The sequence below is a fragment of the Actinokineospora terrae genome, from assembly GCF_900111175.1.
GTDB lineage: Bacteria > Actinomycetota > Actinomycetes > Mycobacteriales > Pseudonocardiaceae > Actinokineospora > Actinokineospora terrae.
In genome coordinates, this window is record NZ_FOGI01000006.1 from 425303 (window position 1) to 445366 (window position 20064).

A 20064-nucleotide genomic window follows, 5' to 3' on the forward strand; every position below is an offset into this window, starting at 1 on the left:
CCGTTCACGCCGCGGGCGGCACCACCGGCCAGACCTGCTCGGCGAGCTGCGTGACCTGCCCGCAAGCCGCCGCCATGTCGGGGTTTCCCTTGAGCGTCAAGGCAAGCGAGGCCTGTTCGACCTGACCATCGGACACCGGCGCCTTGGGTCCGTTGGTCATCAGCACACAGGTCGCGTCCCGGCCGCCGGGCGCTTCCAGCTTCAGGTTCGGCCTGCCCGCGACGGTGACGACGGGCAGGTGGCCGTTCCACAACGGGTCCGTCCGGCCGAAAGTCAGGCGCACGGTGTTGCCCGCGGGGTCGTTCCACTCGCAGGTGTGCTTGGCGGGCCAGTCTTTCCGCGTCGGGAACGCCGCGAGCGCCGCGGCCGGGGTGACCTGGCAAGGGTCCATCGCGGCCATCGAGCCGGGCGGGAACGTGTGGTGCTCGACCGACTTCGGCTTCTTCTTCAAGCGCTCCAGGATCTTCTCGAAGCCCGTGCCGACCTGCGGGCACACCGCGGAGGCATGTCCTTCCCCGGACAGCATCACGTGCACCGACAGCGCCGTGCCGTCGCCCAGGTGCAGGAGCCTGCCGCAGGGCGCCATGGGGCCGGCGTAGATGGAGGTCGAGAACCCGTCCTTGAGCTCGGGGTTGGACACCGCCTGGAACGTGTCCAACCTGCCGACCGACCCGATCGAGACGATCTGCGACCCGTTCACCGCGGGCAGCGACACCGGGCACTCGTCCCACGAACCGGACTGGATGACCTTGCCACCGCCGAAGTCGGACGGCTCGAACAGCGAGCACGGGTCCAGGGTGCTCAGATCACCCAGGACCTTCTTGACGTCCACCGGCGCGGGCTTGTAGCTGGGCACCGGTTTGGCGCGGTTCAGCGGTGGCGCGACCACCTGCGTGCACCCCGATACCGCCAGTACCGCGACGCCGAACACGGCTAATCGAACCAGACCACGCATCAACGCCCCCGAGACGCTCTCGTGTTTCCACTGGGGACGGATCGTAGGCGATCACCCGGTGTAGAGGACCAGACCATGGGTGTTGAGCACCGGGCGGATCGGCACGAAGTAGCTCGTGCCGCCCGAGGAGCAGTTCCCCGAGCCGCCGATGAGCACGCCCTGCGCCTGCTTGCCCGCCAGGACCGGCCCACCGGGATCGCCCGGCTCCAGGCAGATGCTGGTCCTGGACAGACCGGAGATCGGGCCGCCGGGGAAGTTCACGGTCTGGTTCTTGGCCTGCAGCGTCCCGCACCGCCAGCCGGTGGCCGGGCCGTATCGGCACACGGTCGCGCCGATCGCGGCCTCGGTCGTGCCCGCGACGACGGCCGTCGTGCCGGGACCGGTGCGCACCAACGGGGTGGACGTCGAGTCCGCGGGCGCGGTGACGGCGGTGACCGGTGTGCTCGCGCCCGTGCACGCCCCGGTGGTGATGATCTTGCGGACGCCCGCCGCGGTGTGGGCGTTGAAGCCGATCACGCACAACCTGCCGTTGATGGTGACCCGGTCTCCGCCGACGAGGACCTGCCCCGCCGCCGCGGTGGGAGCGGTGAGCACGCACAGCGCCAGGGCGCACAGAGTTGCCAGGAACCTCATCGCAGCCGCCTTCCCCGAAAGGACAAGCCCTGACGGTAAGAGGCGGACCGGACACACCGGAAGCCGCTGATCGGCCTATGCGGTTCCCGTTCAGTCCGTCCTACGGCGCAACGTGCCCGCCCCGAGCGCGAGCGCGGCGACAACGCACCCGACCACCACGACCAGGTCGAGCACCAGCGCGGTATCGACGTCCGCTGACGTGGTGACCCTCGTCAGCGCGTCCACCGCGTACGACAGCGGCATCACGTCGGACAGCCAGTTCAGCAGCCAGCCCATGCGGTCCCTCGGTTGCAACAGCCCGCACAGCAGGAACTGCGGCAGCACGAACAGCGGCATGAACTGGATCGCCTGGAACTCGCTGGTCGCGAACGCGCTCACGAACAGGCCCAGTGCCATGCCCAGCACCGCGTCCAGCACGGCGATCAGCAGCAGTGTCCACACCGAACCGACCACGTCCAACCCCAGCCACAGCACGCTCACCGTGGTCGCGATGCCGACTTGGACGACGGCGATTGCACCGAAGGCGATGGCGTAGCCCAGGATCAGGTCGAGCTTGCCCATCGGCATGGTCATCAGGCGCTCGAGCGTCGCGGTCGTGCGTTCGCGCAACGTGGTCACCGAGGCGACCAGGAACATGATGACGAACGGGAACACGCCGAGCAGGGCGGGCGCGGTGCGGCTGAACGCGTGCTCGTCGTTGAACACGAAGCGCAGCAGCGTCATCAGCAGGGTGGGCACCAGCAGCAGCATCACCACCGTGCGCGGGTCGTGGCGGAGCTGGGTCAGGACGCGGCGGGTGGTGGCCGCGGTGATCGTCGCGTTCACGCCGCCGCCCTCGCCAACCGCAGGAACGCCTGCTCCAGGTCCTGCTCGCCGGTCTTGGCGCGCAGCCCGTCCGGGGTGTCGTCGGCGAGCACGTGGCCCTCGCGCATGAACAGCAACCGATCGCAGCGGGCCGCCTCGTCCATGACGTGGCTGGACACCACGAGCGCGGTCCCGGCGGCGGCGAGGCGGTGGAACAGGGCCCACAGGTCCTCGCGCAGCACCGGGTCGAGGCCGACGGTCGGCTCGTCGAGCACCAGCAGTTCGGGTTCGCCCAGCAGCGCGACGGCCAGGCTCGCGCGGCCGCGCTGGCCACCGGAGAGACTGCCGACGAGCTGCGCCGCGCGGTCGGCCAGGTCGACCTCGGCCAGGACCCGGTCGACGTCGTGCGCGGGGGCGCCGAGCACGGCGGCGAAGTAGCGGAGGCACTCGGCGACGGTCAGGTCCGCGTAGACGGCCGGGTTCTGGGTGGCGTAGCCGACGCGGGCGCGCAGGTCCGGGTGACCCGCGGGCCTGCCCAACACCTCGACGGTGCCCTCGGCGACGTTCTGCACGCCCACGACCGCGCGCATCAGGGTGGTCTTCCCGCAGCCGCTCGGCCCGAGCAGGCCGGTGACCGAGCCGCGCGGGATCGCGAACCCGACCCCTCGCAGCACGTCACGACCACCGCGGACCACCCGCAGCCCGGTCCCGGTGACAGCCGAATTCGTCATGCGTTTAATTCTGCGCCTGATGAGTTTCGCCCGTCAAGGCCTTCACCCGGCGCCCGCTCCGGCCTAGCGTGATCACCCTCACCCGACCCGGAGGTCCGATGCCCGCCGACTTAGCCGCCCTGACCCAGGAGCTGGACTGGACCTCCCTGCGCGGCCACCCCGCGCCGGAGCTGTTCCTCACCCGGCTGCGCGCGGGCATCGCCACCTGGGAAGCGGCCATCGCCGACCTCGACGCGGGCGGCGCCGCCGCGGCCGCGCTCGACGAGGTGACCGGCGCGTTCGACATGGAAGCCGACTTCGCCGACCAGACCCGCGACGCCGTCGAGATGGCCCGCCTCGACGTCGGCACCGCCGCCCACCGCTTCCTCGTCCTGCTCGTCCCCGTCCGCCGAGACCTCATCCGCGCCAACCACCGCCCCGTCACCCGACTCCGCAAGGCCGTGTCCCTGGAACGCCGCACCCAAAGCCGCTGGCGCGGCCCCGACGGCCGAGCCGCCGCCATGGTCGACCGCGACCTGGAACTCGAGGAAGTCCGCGTCAGCGCCAAGGCCATGCTCGAGGAAGCCGCCACCACCGCCGACCACTTCACCCGCTGGCGCATGGGCTCGTAGCCGGGTTCGGCCAGGCGCGGTCGGATCGGTGCTACTGACCGGTCGGCGACGGTTCGCCGAGCCTGCTGGGAGTCGGTTCGCCTGGGCAGGCAGGACCTGTGCAGTGACAACCGGCTCGCCGCGGTGATGCCCCTGAGGCTGCTTCCTGGTACGCGGTCCGTACTGGTTTACTTGGGCTGACCTTGAGCGCGGCAGTTCGGCGCAGGCGCGGCTCGCCCGACGTGGTGGACAGCGTCGTCACCGGATGCTTGTCGCCCCCACTCTGCCGCCGCCTGGTCCCGCGCGCCCCGACTCTGCCGCCGCGTGCTCGCCCCCCACTCTGCCGCCGCCTGCGGTCGCCCGCCTTGAGTTTGCCGCCGCCTGTGGCTGCCGCCCGCACTGCCCGCCTGCCCCGACCCTGTCGCCGCCTGCGCTCGCCTGCCCCCAACCTGCCGCCGCCTGCGGTCGCCCGCCTTGACTCTGTCGCCGCCTGCGATTGTCGCCCGCACCGCCTGCCGCCCCGACCCTGCCGCCCCGTGCGGCTGCCCGCCTCGACTCTGTCGCCCCTGCTGCTTCCCATCCCGACTCTGCCGCCGCCGCCTGCGGCGGCCGCCCGCCGCCGCCTGCGGCGGCCGCCCGCCGCCGCCTGCGGCGGCCGCCCGCAGCTGCCCGCCCGCCTCGCTGCCGTCGACCATGATCAACTCCGCGGGCCGGGGCCCTCCCTCCCGGGGCCCGGGGGCCCATCTCTGAACCTATCGAGGTCGGCGGGTTGTCAATAGGGGGTGCCGGTGGGGTGTGGATGGTTCGGGGGGTTGTGGATAGAGGGGTGTTCCGGGATCTGCGTGCGGGGCATCCAGGATGGGTGCCGCGGCGGCGTCTGGGGTGGATGGCGGGTCGACCTTGGGGGTGATCGCGCTGCGGTAGCCGCGTGGGCGGTGGCCGGGATGTGCGCGCGGGTCTCGGGGGGTCCGGTCGTCGGTGGTCGTCGCGGCGGTGGGGGTGCGAAGTAGGCTCGGGGCATGCCAGTAGCGGTCCGTGTGATCCCCTGCCTCGACGTCGATGCCGGGCGGGTGGTGAAGGGGGTCAACTTCACCGACCTCGTCGACGCCGGTGACCCGGTCGAGCTCGCGGCGGCCTACGACGCCGAGGGGGCCGACGAGCTGACCTTCCTCGACGTCACCGCGTCCTCTTCGGACCGGGAGACGACGCTGGACGTGGTGCGCCGCACCGCCGAGCAGGTGTTCATCCCGCTGACCGTCGGCGGCGGCGTGCGCACGGTCGACGACATCGACCGGCTGCTGCGCGCGGGCGCGGACAAGGTCGGCATCAACACCGCCGCCATCGCCCGCCCCGAGTTTCTCCGCGAGGCCTCCCACCGCTACGGCGCCCAGTGCGTCGTGCTGTCGGTCGACGCCCGCCGGGTGCCCGAGGGGTCGGCGCCGACCCCGTCCGGGTTCGAGGTCACCACGCACGGCGGCAGGCGCGGCACCGGCATCGACGCCGTGGAGTGGGCCGCGCGGGGCCAGGAACTGGGCGTCGGCGAGATCCTGCTCAACTCCATGGACGCCGACGGCACCAAGGCCGGGTTCGACCTGGAGCTGATCCGGCTGGTGCGCGCGCGGGTCGACGTGCCGCTGATCGCCAGCGGGGGAGCGGGCGACCTGGCGCACTTCCCGCCCGCGGTCGCCGAGGGCGCCGACGCGGTGCTCGCCGCCAGCGTGTTCCACTTCGGACAGTTGCGGATCGGCGAGGTGAAGGACGCGCTGCGCGGCGCCGGGGTCGAGGTCAGGTGAGGCCGCTGGAGATCAGGGTCGCCTGCCTGCTGCTGGTCGGGTCGGCGGTCGCGTTCGTCGTGCTCGGCCTGGTGCGCGGCGACTCGGCCGCGCTGCGGTTCCCGGTGATCGTCGGCGCGCTCGGCGTGCTGGCCGGGGTGAGCGTGTTCCTGGGCAAGTTCGCGGGCGCGGTGCTCGCCTTCGCCGTCCTGGCCGCGGTGGCGCACGCCTTGATCGCGCTGGACCCGGCGCAGGTGTGGCTGCGCGTCGGCTCGGGGTTGTTTGCCGCGGCGCACGTGTACGCCGGGGTTTTGGTGCTGACCCGCCCGGCGCGGGAGTTCATGGGGAAGGTGACTCGGTGACCGGTCTCGACCCGGCGATCGCGGCGCGGCTCAAGCGCAACGCCGACGGCCTGGTGTGCGCGGTGGCGCAACAGCGCGGCACCGGCGAGGTGCTGATGGTGGCCTGGATGGACGACGAGGCGCTGCACCTGACCCTCACCACCCGCCGGGCCACCTACTTCTCCCGCAGCCGCGGCGAACTCTGGGTCAAGGGCGCCACCTCCGGCCACACCCAGACCGTCCACGACGTCCGCATCGACTGCGACGGCGACACCATCCTGCTCACCGTCGACCAGACCGGCGGCGCCTGCCACACGGGGGACCGCACCTGCTTCGACGCCGGACCGCTGCTCAGTCCAGCGGCCCCGTGAGGTAGCGCTGCAGGGTCGGCCCGACCGCCTTGACCACGGTCTCCACATCGCTGGCCGCGATCGGGTCGAACCTCGCCACGTACCGCACCACCCCGAGCCCGATCATCTGCGACGCGACCAGGTTCGACCGGATCTCGCCGTGGTCGGCCGCGACGCCCGCCAGCTGGCCGAACACGTTGTTGTGGAAGAACTCCCGCAACGCCTTCGCGACCTTCTCGTGCGAGGCGACACTGCGGATCATGGCCGCGAAGATCCCGCCGTCGTGCGCGTCCCAGATGGTGAGGAACGTCCGCACGATCCGCTCACCGAGGGTCGCCGGATCGCCGCCGCCCAGGACCTGGGTGAGCTGCTCGCGCGGGTTGAACGGCAACTGCAGCACCGCCTCGGCGAACAGCGCCTCCTTCCCCCCGAACCAGTGGTTCACCATGGCGGCGTCCACCCCCGCCTTGCGCGCGATAGCCCGCACAGTCGCCCCGTCGTACCCCTGCTCGGTGAACACCTCCCTCGCCGCCGTCAGCAGGGCAGCCCTGGTATCGGTCCCACCAGGCCGCCTGCCGCGCCTGCGCTCGCCGTTGGAGCTCGTCACCCGACCATCATGGACCATCCCCCGGAATGGCTCAACACGTGTTGAAATATAGGCCGTCGGAAACCCGTGGCGCGTGCACGGCAGAATGACGCCATGGTGAGTGCGATCGGTGTGGCCGCCCGGACCGCTGTTGGTGTGGGTGGGATGGGTGGGGTGAGTCCCAGTCGGGAGGAGTTCCACGCGCTGGCGGCTGATCGGCGGGTCGTGCCGGTGGTGCGGCGGGTGTTGGCCGACGCGGAGACGCCGGTGGGGGTGTACCGGAAGTTGGCTGGGGACCGGCCGGGGACGTTCCTGCTGGAGTCCGCGGAGAACGGGCGGTCGTGGTCGCGGTGGTCGTTCATCGGGGTGAGCAGTCCGGCGGCGCTGACCGCGACCGGTGGCGAGGCGCACTGGACCGGGACGCCGCCGATCGGGTTGCCGCAGGGGGGTGACCCGCTCGACGCGCTGCGCGAGACCGTCCGGTTGCTGCACTCGGACCCGCTGCCCGGCCTGCCCCCGCTGACCGGCGGCATGGTCGGCTTCATCGGCTACGACGCCGTGCGCAGGCTGGAGCGGCTGCCCGAGCTCGCCGAGGACGACCTGGAGCTGCCGGAGCTGGTGATGCTCCTGTCCACCGACCTCGCCGCGCTCGACCACCACGAGGGCACCATCACCCTCATCGCCAACGCCGTGAACTGGGACGACTCCCCGGAGCGGGTCGACGCGGCCTACGACGACGCCGTCGCCAGGCTCGACGCGATGGTGCTCGGCCTGCAGACCACCGCGCCGCCCACCGTGGCGACCTTCGACCAGCCCGCCCCCAGCTACACCCGCAGGCGCGAGCCCGAGGAGTTCCAGGCCGCCGTGCTCGCCGCCAAGGAGGCCATCCGCGCGGGCGAGGCGTTCCAGGTGGTGCTCTCGCAGCGGTTCGAGGTGCGCACCGAGGCCGACCCGCTCGACATCTACCGGGTGCTGCGGACCACCAACCCCAGCCCGTACATGTACCTGCTGCGGCTCGACGGCTTCAGCATCGTCGGCTCCAGCCCCGAGGCGCTGGTCACCGTGCGCGACGGCCGGGCGACCACGCACCCCATCGCGGGCACCCGGTGGCGCGGGGTGGACGCCGAGGAGGACAAGATCCTGGAGAAGGACCTGCTGGCCGACGAGAAGGAACGCGCCGAGCACGTCATGCTGGTCGACCTGGGCCGCAACGACCTGGGGCGGGTCTGCAAGCCGGGCAGCGTGCAGGTCGTCGACTTCTTCCGGGTGGAGCGCTACAGCCACGTCATGCACATCGTCTCGACCGTCACCGGGGAACTGGCCGAGGGCAAGACCGCGTTCGACGCCGTCGCCGCCTGCTTCCCCGCGGGCACCCTCTCCGGCGCGCCCAAGCCCAGGGCGATGGAGCTGATCGAGGAGCTCGAACCCACCCGCCGCGGCCTCTACGGCGGTGTCGTCGGCTACCTGGACTTCGCGGGCGACGCCGACACCGCGATCGCCATCCGCACCGCCCTGGTCCGCGACGGGGTGGCGTACGTGCAGGCGGGGGCCGGTGTGGTCGCCGACTCGAACCCGGCGGCCGAGGACACCGAGTGCGTCAACAAGGCGGGCGCCGTGCTCGCCGCGATCGCCACCGCCGAGACCATGCGCCCGGCGACCGAGGCCCGTGGCTGAGCCCGCGCCGACCCCGGCCCGACGTCCACTGTGGATCGTGGCGGGCCTGCTGCCGCTCGCCGCGGCCGCGCTGTGGGGTGCCGCCGCGCTGACCTGGGAGCACTCGGCGCGCGGCAGACCGGGCACCGACCTCACGGTCACCGTCGACATCACCGGCGGCGAGGTCGCGCCCGCGTTGGTCCCGTTGGCGGTACTGGCGGTCGCGGCGGTGGCGGGCACCCTCGCCCTCGGCGGGGTCTGGCGGCGGCTACTGGGCGTGGTCGTGGCCCTGCTCGGCCTGGTGCCGGTGTTCGAGGGTGTGGTCGACGGCACCGAGTTCGCAGGCCGGGCGCTCGCGGTCGCTGGCGGCGCGCTGATGCTCGCCGCGGGCGTCGTCCTGGTGCTCAGGGGCCACCGCGCACCCCGGCTGGGCGGCAGGTACCGCAGCCCAGGAGCGGTGAAAGAGGCCGCGCGGGATGAAGAAGACCTGTGGCGGGCGTTGTCCGAGGGGGAGGACCCCACGCGTTGAAGCGAGGACCCGGTTCCGAGGAGGGGGACGGGCCGGAGTTAGCATCAATTCGGCGGGAAGGGGCAGTGGTTGTGAGGGACTACACCAGTCAGACATCGGTCCGGGGTGCGAAGTGAGCATTCTGGACTCGATCATCGACGGTGTCCGGGAAGACCTCGCCGAGCGCGAGGGGGCCGTTCCCTTCGACACCATCAAGGAACTGGCGGCACGCGCCGCGGCACCGCGCGACGCGCTGACCGCGCTGCGCGGCAACGACGTGGGCGTCATCGCCGAGGTCAAGCGGCGCAGCCCGTCCAAGGGCGACCTGGCCACCATCGCCGACCCGGCCGCGCTGGCCGTGGACTACGCGGCGGCCGGGGCGCGGGTCATCAGCGTGCTCACCGAGGGGCGGCGCTTCGGCGGGTCGCTGGCCGACTTCGACGCGGTCCGCGCCAAGGTCGACATCCCGTTGTTGCGCAAGGACTTCATCGTCAGCCCCTACCAGGTGCACGAGGCCCGCGCGCACGGCGCCGACCTGGTGCTGCTGATCGTGGCCGCGCTGGAGCAGAACGCGCTGGCCTCGCTGCTCGACCGGGTCGAGTCGCTGGGCATGACCGCGCTGGTCGAGGTGCACACCGCGGAGGAGGCCGACCGCGCCCTGGAGGCGGGCGCGCGGGTCATCGGCATCAACGCGCGCAACCTGCACACCCTGGAGGTCGACCGGGACGTCTTCGGCAGGCTGGCCCCCGGGCTGCCGATGGAGACGATCAAGATCGCCGAGTCCGGGGTGCGCGGCCCGAGCGACCTGATGACCTACGCGGGCGCCGGTGCCGACGCGGTGCTGGTCGGCGAGGGCCTGGTCGCCACCGACGACCCCAAGGCGGCCCTGGTCCAACTGGTCACCGCAGGCTCGCACCCGGCCTGCCCGAGGCCCGGCCGATGACCGACGCCCCCAAGATCGATCCGCACGTGCAGGGCGAGCACGACCCCGACACGAAGGGCCACTTCGGCCCGTACGGCGGCCGCTACATGCCGGAGGCGCTGATCGGCGCCCTCGACGAGCTCTCCGCCGAGTACGACAAGGCCAGGCTGGACCCGGAGTTCACCGCCGAGTTCACCCGGCTGCTGCGCGACTACGCCGGACGGCCCTCGCTGCTCACCGAGGCGCCGCGCTTCGCCGAGCACGCGGGCGGCGCGCGGGTGTTCCTCAAGCGCGAGGACCTCAACCACACCGGCTCGCACAAAATCAACAACGTGCTGGGCCAGGCGCTGCTCACCAAGCGGATGGGCAAGAAGCGGGTCATCGCCGAGACCGGCGCCGGCCAGCACGGCGTGGCCACCGCCACCGCGTGCGCGCTCATGGGCCTGGACTGCGTGGTCTACATGGGCGAGGTCGACACCGAGCGGCAAGCGCTCAACGTCGCCAGGATGAAGCTGCTCGGCGCCGAGGTCATCCCGGTCAAGTCCGGCTCGCGCACCCTCAAGGACGCCATCAACGAGGCGCTGCGCGACTGGGTGACCAATGTGGACACCACGCACTACCTGCTGGGCACGGCGGCCGGTGGGCACCCGTTCCCGGTGATGGTGCGCAACTTCCACAAGGTCATCGGCATCGAGGCGCGGGCGCAGTACCTGGAGCTGACCGGCAGGCTGCCCGACGCGGTCACCGCGTGCGTCGGCGGCGGGTCCAACGCCATCGGCATCTTCCACGGCTTCATCGACGACCCGGCGGTCCGGCTGGTCGGCATCGAGCCGGGCGGCAAGGGCATCGAGACCGGCGAGCACGGCGCGACGCTGGGCCACGGCAGCCCCGGCATGCTGCACGGCGCCATGTCCTACCTGCTGCAGGACGAGGACGGCCAGACCACCGAGGCCTACTCGATCTCCGCGGGCCTGGACTACCCGGGCGTCGGCCCGGAGCACGCCTGGCTCAAGGACACCGCGCGCGCCGAGTACCGGTCCGCGACCGACGACGAGGCCATGCACGCCTTCCAGCTGCTCTCGCGCACCGAGGGCATCATCCCGGCGATCGAGTCGTCGCACGCGCTGGCGGGGGCCCTCAAGCTCGGCCAGGAACTGGGTCCCGAGGGGCACATCCTGGTCAACCTGTCCGGTCGCGGCGACAAGGACATGGACACGGCCGCGAAGTACTTCGGCTTCTACGAGGAGTCCTGATGGGCGCGTTGGACCCGGTGTTCGAGCGGACCCGCGGCGAGGGCCGGGGCGCGCTCATCGGCTACCTGCCCGCCGGGTTCCCCACCGTGGACGGGTCCGTCGACCTGCTCAAGGGCATGGTCGACGCGGGCTGCGACCTGGTCGAGGTCGGCGTCCCGTACTCCGACCCGGTGATGGACGGCCCGGTCATCCAGGCCGCCGCCGAGACCGCGCTCAAGGCCGGGTTCCGGCTGCGGGACCTGTTCACCGTCGTCGAGGCGGTGTCGGCGGCCGGGGGCAGGGCCGTGGTGATGACGTACTGGAACCCGGTGTTCCGCTACGGCGTCGACGCGTTCTCCCGCGACCTCGCCGCCGCCGGTGGCCTGGGCATCATCACCCCGGACCTCATCCCGGACGAGGCCGACGACTGGCTCGCCGCCTCCGCCGCGCACGGCCTGGACCGGATCTTCCTGGTCGCCCCGTCCTCGTCGGAGGAGCGCATCGCCAGCACCGTGGCGGCGTCCTCGGGCTTCGTGTACGCCACCGCGGTCATGGGCGTCACCGGCGCCCGCGACCAGGTCGGCGTGTCGGCGTCCGGGCTGGTGGAGCGCACCAGGGCTCACACGTCCCTGCCGATCGGCGTCGGCCTCGGCGTGCGCTCGGGTGCCCAGGCGGCCGAGGTGGCGTCGTTCGCCGACGCGGTCATCGTGGGCTCCGCCTTCGTCAGCCGCGCCCAGGAGGGCGTCTCCGGGGTCCGCGCGCTGGTCACCGAACTGGCCGACGGCGTCCGCACCGCCCCGACGCCGATCGGGTGAACACAGCGCCCGGGTCTTCCCGATGGTGCCGGTAGGGGCACCACTTCACGGCCAGGCCACCCGGTCCCGTTACCGTAGCCCCCGTGACGAGCGCCTCCACTGTCTTCCTGGCGAGCATCCCCAGTCCGGACCGCGGCGTCTGGGAGCTGGACCTGGGGGTCTTCACCCTCCCGCTGCGGGCCTACGCGTTGTGCATCATCGCGGGCATCATCGTGGCGATCTACTGGGGTGAGAAGCGGTTCGTCGCGCGCGGCGGCCAGCCGGGCACGGTGCTCGACGTCGCGGTGTACGCCGTGCCGTTCGGGTTGGTGGGTGGGCGGCTCTACCACGTGGCCACCGACTACTACCGGTACTTCGGCGAGGGCAAGAACCCGCTCAACGCGCTGCGCATCTGGGACGGCGGGCTGGGCATCTGGGGCGCCATCGCGCTCGGGGCGGTCGGCGCGTGGATCGGGTGCCGCCGCAAGGGCGTGCCGCTGCCGGTGTTCGCCGACGCCATCGCGCCCGGGATCATCACCGCGCAGGCGATCGGCCGGATCGGCAACTACTTCAACCAGGAGCTCTACGGCGGGCCGACCGACCTGCCCTGGGGCCTGGAGATCTACCGGCGGGTCAACGAGTTCGGCCAGGAGGACCCGCTCAACGGCGTCGCCATCGATCACACGCTCATCGACGGCAGCCCGGTGCACCCCACGTTCCTCTACGAACTGGTGTGGAACCTGCTGATCGCCGTGGTCGTGGTGCTGCTCGACCGCAAGCTGCGCCTCGGGCACGGCCGCGCGTTCGCCATCTACGTCGCCGGGTACACCGTGGGCCGCGGTCTTATCGAGATGATGCGCACCGACCCGGCCACCATGGTGCTGGGCCTGCGGATCAACGTGTGGACCTCGATCCTGCTGCTGCTCGGCGCGCTCGTCTACTTCGTGCTGGCCGCCAAGCGCGGACCGCGCGAGGACCTGGCCGCGCTGACCCCCGCCACCGATCCGCCCACCGGGTCGGACGAGTCCGATGAATCCGACACCGACGAGTCCGACACCGACGAGTCCACCTCGGACGACGAGGACGGCGCGGACGAGGACAGCGCGGACGCGGATGACGAGGACGACAAGCCCGCCAAGGAGAAGACCCCCGCGCGGGGCCCGGCGGAGTCGACCGAGGACGGCGGCACCCCCACCGCCGACGGTGGGGACACCCCCGCCAAGGCGTAGGTCGGAACATGCCGACCCTGTTTCCGGGCTGTTAAGCTCGAACCACACACTCGCGGGCCGCTGCCGTCCCGCGCCCAGGACCGGTTCGCCACTGTGCGCACCGGCCGAGCGCGTGATCCGCAGACAGGAGGCCTCCATGCTGTTCTCGGCCTTTCCGCGCCCTGACGGCCTCTACGACCCCACCGCCGAGCGCGACTCCTGCGGCGTGGCGATGGTCGCCGACATCCGGGGCCGCCGCTCGCACGGCATCGTCGCCGACGCGCTGACCGCGCTGGCCAACCTGGAGCACCGCGGCGCCGCCGGGGCCGAGCCGACCAGCGGCGACGGCGCGGGCATCCTCGTGCAACTGCCCGACGACCTGCTGCGCGCCGAGGTCGGCTTCACCCTGCCCGAACCGGACGAGAGCGGCGCCCACGGCTACGCGACCGGCCTGGCGTTCCTGCCCGTGGACACCGACCGCCGCGCCGAGGCCGTCGCGCTCATCGAGCGCACCGCCGCGCAGGAAGGGCTGCGACTGCTGGGCTGGCGGCACGTCCCGGTCAACCCGGACGCCGCCGGGATCGGGCCGACCGCGCGGTCGGTCATGCCGCACTTCGCGATGCCGCTGCTGGCCGGGTACCCCGACGGCGAGGGGCGCGCTCCGACCGGGATCGAGCTGGACCGGCTGGTGTACTGCCTGCGCAAGCGGGTCGAGCACGACAGCGCCGCCGCCGGGTGCGGGGTGTACTTCCCGTCGCTGTCGGCGCGGACGCTGGTCTACAAGGGAATGCTGACCACCGCGCAGTTGCCCGCCTTCTTCCCCGACCTGCGCGACCCCCGGCTGCGCAGCGCCATCGCGCTGGTGCACTCCCGGTTCTCCACCAACACCTTCCCGTCGTGGCCGCTGGCGCACCCGTTCCGGTTCGTCGCGCACAACGGGGAGATCAACACCGTCCGCGGCAACCGGAACCGGATGCGCGCCAGGGAGGCGCTGCTGTCCTCCAGCCTGCTGCCGGGCGACCTGAGCAGGCTCTACCCGGTGGTCGACCCGGACGGCTCGGACTCGGCGTCCTTCGACGAGGTGCTGGAGCTGCTGCACCTGGGCGGCCGCAGCCTGCCGCACGCGGTGCTGATGATGATCCCGGAGGCGTGGGAGAACCACACCGGGATGGACTCCGCGCGCCGGGCGTTCTACCAGTTCCACGCCAGCCTGATGGAGCCGTGGGACGGGCCTGCGTGCGTCACCTTCACCGACGGGTCCCTGGTCGGGGCCGTGCTCGACCGCAACGGGCTGCGTCCGGCGCGGTGGTGGCGGCTGGCCGACGACCGGGTGGTGCTGGCCAGCGAGACCGGGGTGCTGGACGTGCCGCCGGAGCAGGTGGTGGCCAAGGGGCGGTTGCAGCCGGGCCGGATGTTCCTGGTCGACACCGCCGCGGGCCGGGTCGTCGACGACCAGGAGGTCAAGGACGCCCTCGCGGCGCGTCACCCGTACGAGGAGTGGCTGCACGCCGGGCTGCTGAAGGTCGCCGACCTGCCGGATCGCGAGCACGTGGTTCAGCCGCACGAGTCGGTGCGGCGCAGGCAGCTGACCTTCGGTTACACGGAGGAGGAGCTGAAGGTCCTGCTCACCCCGATGGCGGTCACCGGGGCGGAGCCGATCGGCTCGATGGGCACCGACACCCCGCCCGCGGCCCTGTCGCAGCGGGCGCGGCTGCTCTACGACTACTTCAAGCAGATCTTCGCCCAGGTCACCAACCCGCCGCTGGACGCGATCCGCGAGGAGATCGTCACCTCGGTGCAGCGGATCATGGGGCCGGAGCAGAACCTGCTCGAACCGGGGCCCGCGTCCTGCAGGCACATCCAGCTGCCGTACCCGGTGATCGACAACGACGAGCTGGCGAAGCTGATCCACGTCAACGACGACGGCGACCTGCCCGGGCACTCCTGCACTGTCCTGTCTGGACTGTACGAAGTGGATGGTGGGGGTGCCGCGCTGACGGCGGCGGTGCAGCGGGTGCGGCAGGAGGCGTCGGCCGCGATCGCCGCGGGGGCCAGGACGCTGGTGCTCTCCGACCGCGACTCCGACCACCGGCTGGCGCCGATCCCGTCGCTGCTGCTCGTCTCGTCGGTGCACCACCACCTGGTGCGCACCAAGGAGCGGCTCCGGGTGGCGCTGGTGGTGGAGAGCGGCGACGCCCGCGAGGTCCACCACGTCGCGCTGCTGCTGGGCTACGGCGCGGCGGCGGTGAACCCGTACCTGGCGTTCGAGACGATCGAGGACCTGATCTCGCACGGCGCCATCACCGGCGTCGAACCGCGCACCGCGATCCGCAACTACGTCAAGGCGCTGGTCAAGGGTGTCTTGAAGATCATGTCCAAGATGGGCATCTCGACCGTCGGCGCGTACACGGCGGCGCAGGTCTTCGAGTCGTTCGGGCTCGCGACCGAGGTGCTCGACGAGTACTTCACCGGGACGACGTCGAAGCTCGGCGGGGTCGGTCTTGCCGTCATCGCCGCCGAGGCGCGCGCCCGGCACCGTCGGGCCTATCCGGACAACCCGGCTGATCGCGTGCACCGGCGTCTGGACGTCGGTGGCGAGTACGCGTACCGGCGCGAGGGTGAGCTGCACCTGTTCACGCCGGAGACGGTGTTCTTGCTCCAGCACGCGACCCGCACCGGTCGCGAAGAGGTCTACCGGCAATACAGTGCCGAGATCGACCGACTTAACCGGGCTGGTGGGGCTCTGCGCGGCATGTTCCTGTTGCAGCAAGCGGCTTCGCCGATTCCTCTAGACGAGGTCGAGCCGGTTGAGGCCATCTTGTCGCGGTTCAACACGGGCGCGATGTCCTATGGCTCTATCTCCGCCGAGGCGCACGAGACGCTCGCGATCGCGATGAACATGATCGGCGGCCGGTCCAACACCGGCGAAGGTGGCGAGGACTCCGACCGGTTGCACGACCCGGCCCGGCGCTCGGCGATCAAGCAGGTGGCCTCCGGCCGGTTCGGGGTGACCAGCGAGTACCTGGTGAACGCCGACGACATCCAGATCAAGATGGCGCAGGGCGCGAAGCCGGGCGAGGGTGGGCAGCTGCCACCGAACAAGGTGTACCCGTGGATCGCGCGCACCCGGCACTCCACCGCCGGGGTGGGGCTGATCTCGCCGCCGCCGCACCACGACATCTACTCCATCGAGGACCTGGCGCAGCTGATCCACGACCTGAAGAACGCCAACGAGAACGCGCGCGTGCACGTGAAGCTGGTGTCCGAGGTGGGCGTCGGCACCGTGGCGGCGGGGGTGTCGAAGGCGCACGCGGACGTGGTGCTGATCTCCGGGCACGACGGCGGCACGGGCGCGTCCCCGCTGAACTCGCTCAAGCACGCCGGGACGCCGTGGGAGATCGGGCTCGCCGAGACCCAGCAGACGCTGGTGCTCAACGGGCTGCGCGACCGGATCACCGTGCAGGTCGACGGGGCGCTGAAGAACGGCAGGGACGTGGTCGTCGCCGCGCTGCTCGGCGCCGAGGAGTACGGGTTCGCGACCGCGCCGCTGGTGGTGGCGGGGTGCGTGATGATGCGGGTGTGCCACCTGGACACGTGCCCGGTGGGTGTGGCGACGCAGAACCCGGTGCTGCGCGAGCGGTACACGGGGCAGGCCGAGCACATCGTCAACTACTTCCGGTTCGTCGCCCAGGAGGTGCGGGAACACCTGGCGGCGCTGGGGTTCCGCACGCTCGATGACGCTATCGGGCACGCGGAGCTGTTGGCGGTCGATGACACTGTCGAGCACTGGAAGGCGCAAGGGCTTGATCTGACGCCGGTGTTCGCGGTGCCTGAAACGCCCTATGGCACCGCGCGTCGCCGTGTTCGCGTGCAAGACCACGGGCTCGCACACGCCCTGGATCGAACCCTGGTGCAGTTGGCGGAAGCCGCGCTTGAGGACGCCCACCCGGTGCGGTTGGAGCTACCGGTGCGCAACGTCAACCGGACCGTAGGCACCCTGCTCGGCTCGGAGGTGACTCGACGCTTCGGGGGCGATGGGTTGCCGGACGGGACCATCCACGTACGGCTGACCGGGTCGGCGGGGCAGTCGCTCGGTGCGTTCCTCCCGCGCGGGATCACGCTAGAGCTGTTCGGTGACGCTAACGACTACGTGGGCAAGGGGTTGTCGGGCGGGCGGATCGTGGTGCGGCCGCATGAGGACGCCGTGTTCGCGGCCGAGCAACAGGTCATCGCGGGCAACGTGATCGCCTACGGCGCGACCTCGGGCGAGGTGTTCCTGCGCGGCCGGGTGGGAGAGCGGTTCGGCGTGCGCAACTCGGGCGCGGTGATCGTCGCGGAGGGGGTGGGCGACCACGCCTTCGAGTACATGACCGGCGGGCGGGCGGTCGTCCTCGGCCCGACCGGCCGCAACCTGGCCGCGGGCATGTCCGGCGGCGTCGCCTACGTCCTGGACCTGGACCCCGCGCTGGTCAACCCGGACATGGTCGAACTCCAGCGCCCCGCCGCCGACGACCTGCGCTGGCTCCGCGAGACCATCGCCCGCCACCACACGTCCACCGGCTCGGCCGTGGCCGCCTCCCTCCTCGGCGACTGGACCCGCCGCGCCGCCGGTTTCACCAAGGTCATGCCCCGCGACTACCAACGCGTCCTCGCCGCCATCCGGCTGGCCCAATCCGAAGGCCGCGACGTCGACACCGCCATCATGGAGGCCTCCCGTGGCTGATCCGAAGGGGTTCCTGGCGCATGCGCGCGCTGACGCGGTGAAGCGGTCGGTTGACGAGCGGTTGGGGGACTGGCGGGAGGTCTACCGGGAGCTGCCCGCCGCCGAGCGGGACCGGGAGGTCGGCACCCAGGCGAGTCGGTGCATGGACTGCGGGATTCCGTTCTGCCACTCCGGGACGGCGGGGTGTCCGCTGGGGAACCTGATCCCCGAGTGGAACGACCTGGTCCGCCGCGGGGACTGGGCGATGGCGGGGGAGCGGCTGCACGCGACCAACAACTTCCCCGAGTTCACCGGACGGCTGTGCCCGGCGCCGTGCGAGGCGGCGTGTGTGCTGGCCATCTCGCCGGACGCGGGTGGGGCCGTGGCGATCAAGCGGGTGGAGAGCACGATCGCGGACGTGTCGTGGGAGCGCGGCTACGTCGAGGCGGTGCGCTCCACGGTCTCCTCGGGGCGTCGGGTCGCGGTCGTGGGGTCCGGTCCGGCCGGGCTCGCGGCGGCGCAGCAGCTGACCAGGGCCGGGCACGAGGTCACCGTGTTCGAGCGCGACGACCGGCTCGGCGGCCTGCTGCGGTACGGCATCCCGGAGTTCAAGCTGGAGAAGAAGGTCCTGGACCGGCGACTCGCGCAACTGCGGGCCGAGGGGACCCGGTTCGTGACCGGCTGCGAGGTCGGCGGGACCGGGCCCGGTGCGTTGCCAGTAGAGCGGCTACAGGCGGACTACGACGCCGTGGTGCTCGCTGTGGGAGCTTTGCGCGGTAGGGATGTCGCTGATGTCCCCGGGCGTGCCCTGCGCGGTGTGCATCTGGCGATGGACCACCTCGTACCCGCTAACCGCGCCTGCGAGGGCGATGGCCCTACCTCCATCGACGCGCGCGGCAAGCACGTTGTCATCATTGGCGGCGGTGACACTGGCGCCGACTGTTACGGCACAGCGGTCCGTCAGGGCGCGTTGTCGGTGACACAGCTGGACCAGTACCCCATGCCGCCCCGCCAACGTGACTCCGACCGGTCTCCTTGGCCTGTGTGGCCGTGGATCCTGCGCACCTACCCCGCGCACGAAGAGGGCGGGGAACGTCTCTTCGCGATGGCAGTGGAAGAGTTCTCGGGCGATGCGAGCGGCGCCGTCAAGTCTCTGCGGCTGCGTGAGGTCAAGGTGGCCAAGGATCCCGCTACCGGCGTGCGTTCAGTCGTCCCGGTAGGCGACCGCGTGCAGGAACTCCCCGCCGACTTGGTCCTCCTGGCAATCGGCTTCGAAGGCGTCGAACACATGCCTCTCCTAGAGGGACTCGGCCTGACTCTTAGCCCCCGCAGCACCATCTCCTGCGGCCAAGACTGGCAAACCACAACCCCCGGCACCTTCGTCTGCGGCGACGCCCACCGCGGCGCCTCCCTGGTCGTCTGGGCCATCGCCGAAGGCCGCTCAGCCGCCCACGCCGTCGACGCCTACCTGACCGGCGCCTCTGACCTGCCTGCTCCTGTTAGGCCCAACGCTTTGCCGTTGTCCGTGGTCTGATTTCAGTGTTGCCTCTTACGCTTTGACAGCGGTCGCGGCTCCGGGATGTGACCACCCTGCGGCTCGCACACGACGCGCCTGGGTCAGGGCTTGCGGACCAGCAGGTGTCCTTGCTGGAACCGCTCGCCGTCGTGTGGGGAGCGCAGTACTCGGGCGACCTCCACAAACCCGGCCTGCCGCAACAGGTCCATGAGGCTGTTCGGCGACCACCGGTAGGCGAGCGCGACCTTGTGGTCGAACTCCTGCGGCTCCGGATCGTCGCTCGCGAAGAACCCGAGCAACAGGTGACCGCCGGAAGCCAGCACCCTGTGGAATTCCCCGAACACCCCGGGCACCTGCTCCGGTCGCATGTGGATGATCGAGTACGACGCGAGCACCCCGCCCAGAACCCCGTCGCCGAGGTCCAGCGCTGCCATCGACCCCACGTCGAACCGCGTCCCCGGATGCTTCTGCCTCGCCAGCTCCACCATCGCCGAGGACACATCCACCCCGAACGCGTCCACCCCCAACCCGCCCAGGTGCGCCGTCACGTGCCCCGGCCCGCACCCCACGTCCGCGACCGGCCCCGCACCCCGGACCCGCACGAGCTCGGCGAACGCGGCCAACACCCCCCGCTCCACCGGCAACCGATCCAGCACATCCCCGAACAACTCCGCGTACAACCCAGCGACGGCGTCATAAGCGGCCCCAACCCCAGCCGAGTTCTCCACCACACCCCAACCCTAGAACTCGCCGGAGAGGTTCTCGCG

The 20064-nt window shown here is 71.6% G+C and carries 18 protein-coding genes; 12 read left to right on the top strand and 6 right to left on the bottom strand.

The genetic code is table 11. The features are described from left to right. Positions 1-4 precede the first annotated feature (4 nt). From BMY07_RS16005 to BMY07_RS16020, 4 genes are all read right to left on the bottom strand, one after another. Positions 5-955, bottom strand: a complete 951-nt coding sequence (locus BMY07_RS16005) for a DUF3558 domain-containing protein (protein ID WP_143073511.1) — start codon at positions 953-955, stop codon at positions 5-7. A 51-nt stretch (positions 956-1006) separates the two neighbouring features. Then, positions 1007-1588 carry a S1 family peptidase gene (locus BMY07_RS16010; protein WP_092778905.1) on the bottom strand — a complete coding sequence of 194 codons (582 nt, stop codon included), beginning with the start codon at positions 1586-1588 and terminating at the stop codon, positions 1007-1009. Between the two features lie 90 nt (positions 1589-1678). After that, positions 1679-2413 carry an ABC transporter permease gene (locus BMY07_RS16015; protein ID WP_092778906.1) on the bottom strand — a complete coding sequence of 245 codons (735 nt, stop codon included), beginning with the start codon at positions 2411-2413 and terminating at the stop codon, positions 1679-1681. Continuing rightward, entirely contained in the window at positions 2410-3123 is a 714-nt protein-coding gene (locus BMY07_RS16020; RefSeq protein WP_092778907.1) for an ABC transporter ATP-binding protein, read from the bottom strand. The genes BMY07_RS16015 and BMY07_RS16020 overlap by 4 nt, the downstream gene beginning before the upstream one ends. Before the next feature lie 98 nt (positions 3124-3221). On the opposite strand from BMY07_RS16020, the gene BMY07_RS16025 reads away from it, so the two are divergent. From BMY07_RS16025 to hisI, 4 genes are all read left to right on the top strand, one after another. After that, entirely contained in the window at positions 3222-3734 is a 513-nt protein-coding gene (locus BMY07_RS16025; protein WP_092778908.1) for a hypothetical protein, read from the top strand. 998 nt (positions 3735-4732) lie between these two features. Further along, the gene (gene hisF, locus BMY07_RS16030; protein ID WP_092778909.1) at positions 4733-5506 is read left to right on the top strand and encodes an imidazole glycerol phosphate synthase subunit HisF; all 774 of its coding nucleotides are present in this window, start codon (positions 4733-4735) and stop codon (positions 5504-5506) included. Continuing rightward, on the top strand, positions 5503-5847 hold the full coding sequence (locus tag BMY07_RS16035) for a hypothetical protein (protein WP_092778910.1): 345 nt from the start codon (positions 5503-5505) through the stop codon (positions 5845-5847). The genes hisF and BMY07_RS16035 overlap by 4 nt, the downstream gene beginning before the upstream one ends. Further along, positions 5844-6197 carry a phosphoribosyl-AMP cyclohydrolase gene (gene hisI / locus BMY07_RS16040; protein ID WP_092778911.1) on the top strand — a complete coding sequence of 118 codons (354 nt, stop codon included), beginning with the start codon at positions 5844-5846 and terminating at the stop codon, positions 6195-6197. The genes BMY07_RS16035 and hisI overlap by 4 nt, the downstream gene beginning before the upstream one ends. Here the strand turns inward: hisI and BMY07_RS16045 are convergent. Then, entirely contained in the window at positions 6178-6783 is a 606-nt protein-coding gene (locus BMY07_RS16045; RefSeq protein ID WP_245782415.1) for a TetR/AcrR family transcriptional regulator, read from the bottom strand. The two genes, hisI and BMY07_RS16045, sit on opposite strands and share 20 nt — an antisense overlap. 93 nt (positions 6784-6876) lie before the next feature. On the opposite strand from BMY07_RS16045, the gene BMY07_RS16050 reads away from it, so the two are divergent. From BMY07_RS16050 to BMY07_RS16085, 8 genes are all read left to right on the top strand, one after another. Then, positions 6877-8436, top strand: coding sequence for an anthranilate synthase component I (locus BMY07_RS16050; protein WP_092778914.1), 1560 nt, complete (start codon positions 6877-6879; stop codon positions 8434-8436). Continuing rightward, positions 8429-8944, top strand: a complete 516-nt coding sequence (locus BMY07_RS16055) for a Trp biosynthesis-associated membrane protein (RefSeq protein WP_092778916.1) — start codon at positions 8429-8431, stop codon at positions 8942-8944. The genes BMY07_RS16050 and BMY07_RS16055 overlap by 8 nt, the downstream gene beginning before the upstream one ends. 112 nt (positions 8945-9056) lie before the next feature. Then, entirely contained in the window at positions 9057-9866 is an 810-nt protein-coding gene (gene trpC, locus BMY07_RS16060) for an indole-3-glycerol phosphate synthase TrpC (protein ID WP_092778918.1), read from the top strand. Then, positions 9863-11098 carry a tryptophan synthase subunit beta gene (gene trpB, locus BMY07_RS16065; protein ID WP_092778920.1) on the top strand — a complete coding sequence of 412 codons (1236 nt, stop codon included), beginning with the start codon at positions 9863-9865 and terminating at the stop codon, positions 11096-11098. Before trpC ends, trpB begins: the two co-directional genes overlap by 4 nt. After that, on the top strand, positions 11098-11892 hold the full coding sequence (trpA, locus tag BMY07_RS16070) for a tryptophan synthase subunit alpha (protein WP_092778922.1): 795 nt from the start codon (positions 11098-11100) through the stop codon (positions 11890-11892). The genes trpB and trpA overlap by 1 nt, the downstream gene beginning before the upstream one ends. A gap of 83 nt (positions 11893-11975) precedes the next feature. Next, positions 11976-13100, top strand: coding sequence for a prolipoprotein diacylglyceryl transferase (gene lgt, locus BMY07_RS16075; protein WP_092778924.1), 1125 nt, complete (start codon positions 11976-11978; stop codon positions 13098-13100). A gap of 136 nt (positions 13101-13236) precedes the next feature. Then, positions 13237-17802 carry a glutamate synthase large subunit gene (gltB, locus tag BMY07_RS16080; RefSeq protein WP_092778926.1) on the top strand — a complete coding sequence of 1522 codons (4566 nt, stop codon included), beginning with the start codon at positions 13237-13239 and terminating at the stop codon, positions 17800-17802. After that, on the top strand, positions 17795-19315 hold the full coding sequence (locus tag BMY07_RS16085) for a glutamate synthase subunit beta (RefSeq protein WP_092778928.1): 1521 nt from the start codon (positions 17795-17797) through the stop codon (positions 19313-19315). Before gltB ends, BMY07_RS16085 begins: the two co-directional genes overlap by 8 nt. Before the next feature lie 83 nt (positions 19316-19398). Here BMY07_RS16085 and BMY07_RS16090 read toward each other — a convergent pair whose 3' ends face one another. Then, positions 19399-20028 (bottom strand): class I SAM-dependent DNA methyltransferase, encoded by a 630-nt coding sequence (locus tag BMY07_RS16090; RefSeq protein WP_092778930.1) that lies wholly within the window; start codon positions 20026-20028, stop codon positions 19399-19401. Between the last annotated feature and the right edge of the window lie 36 nt (positions 20029-20064).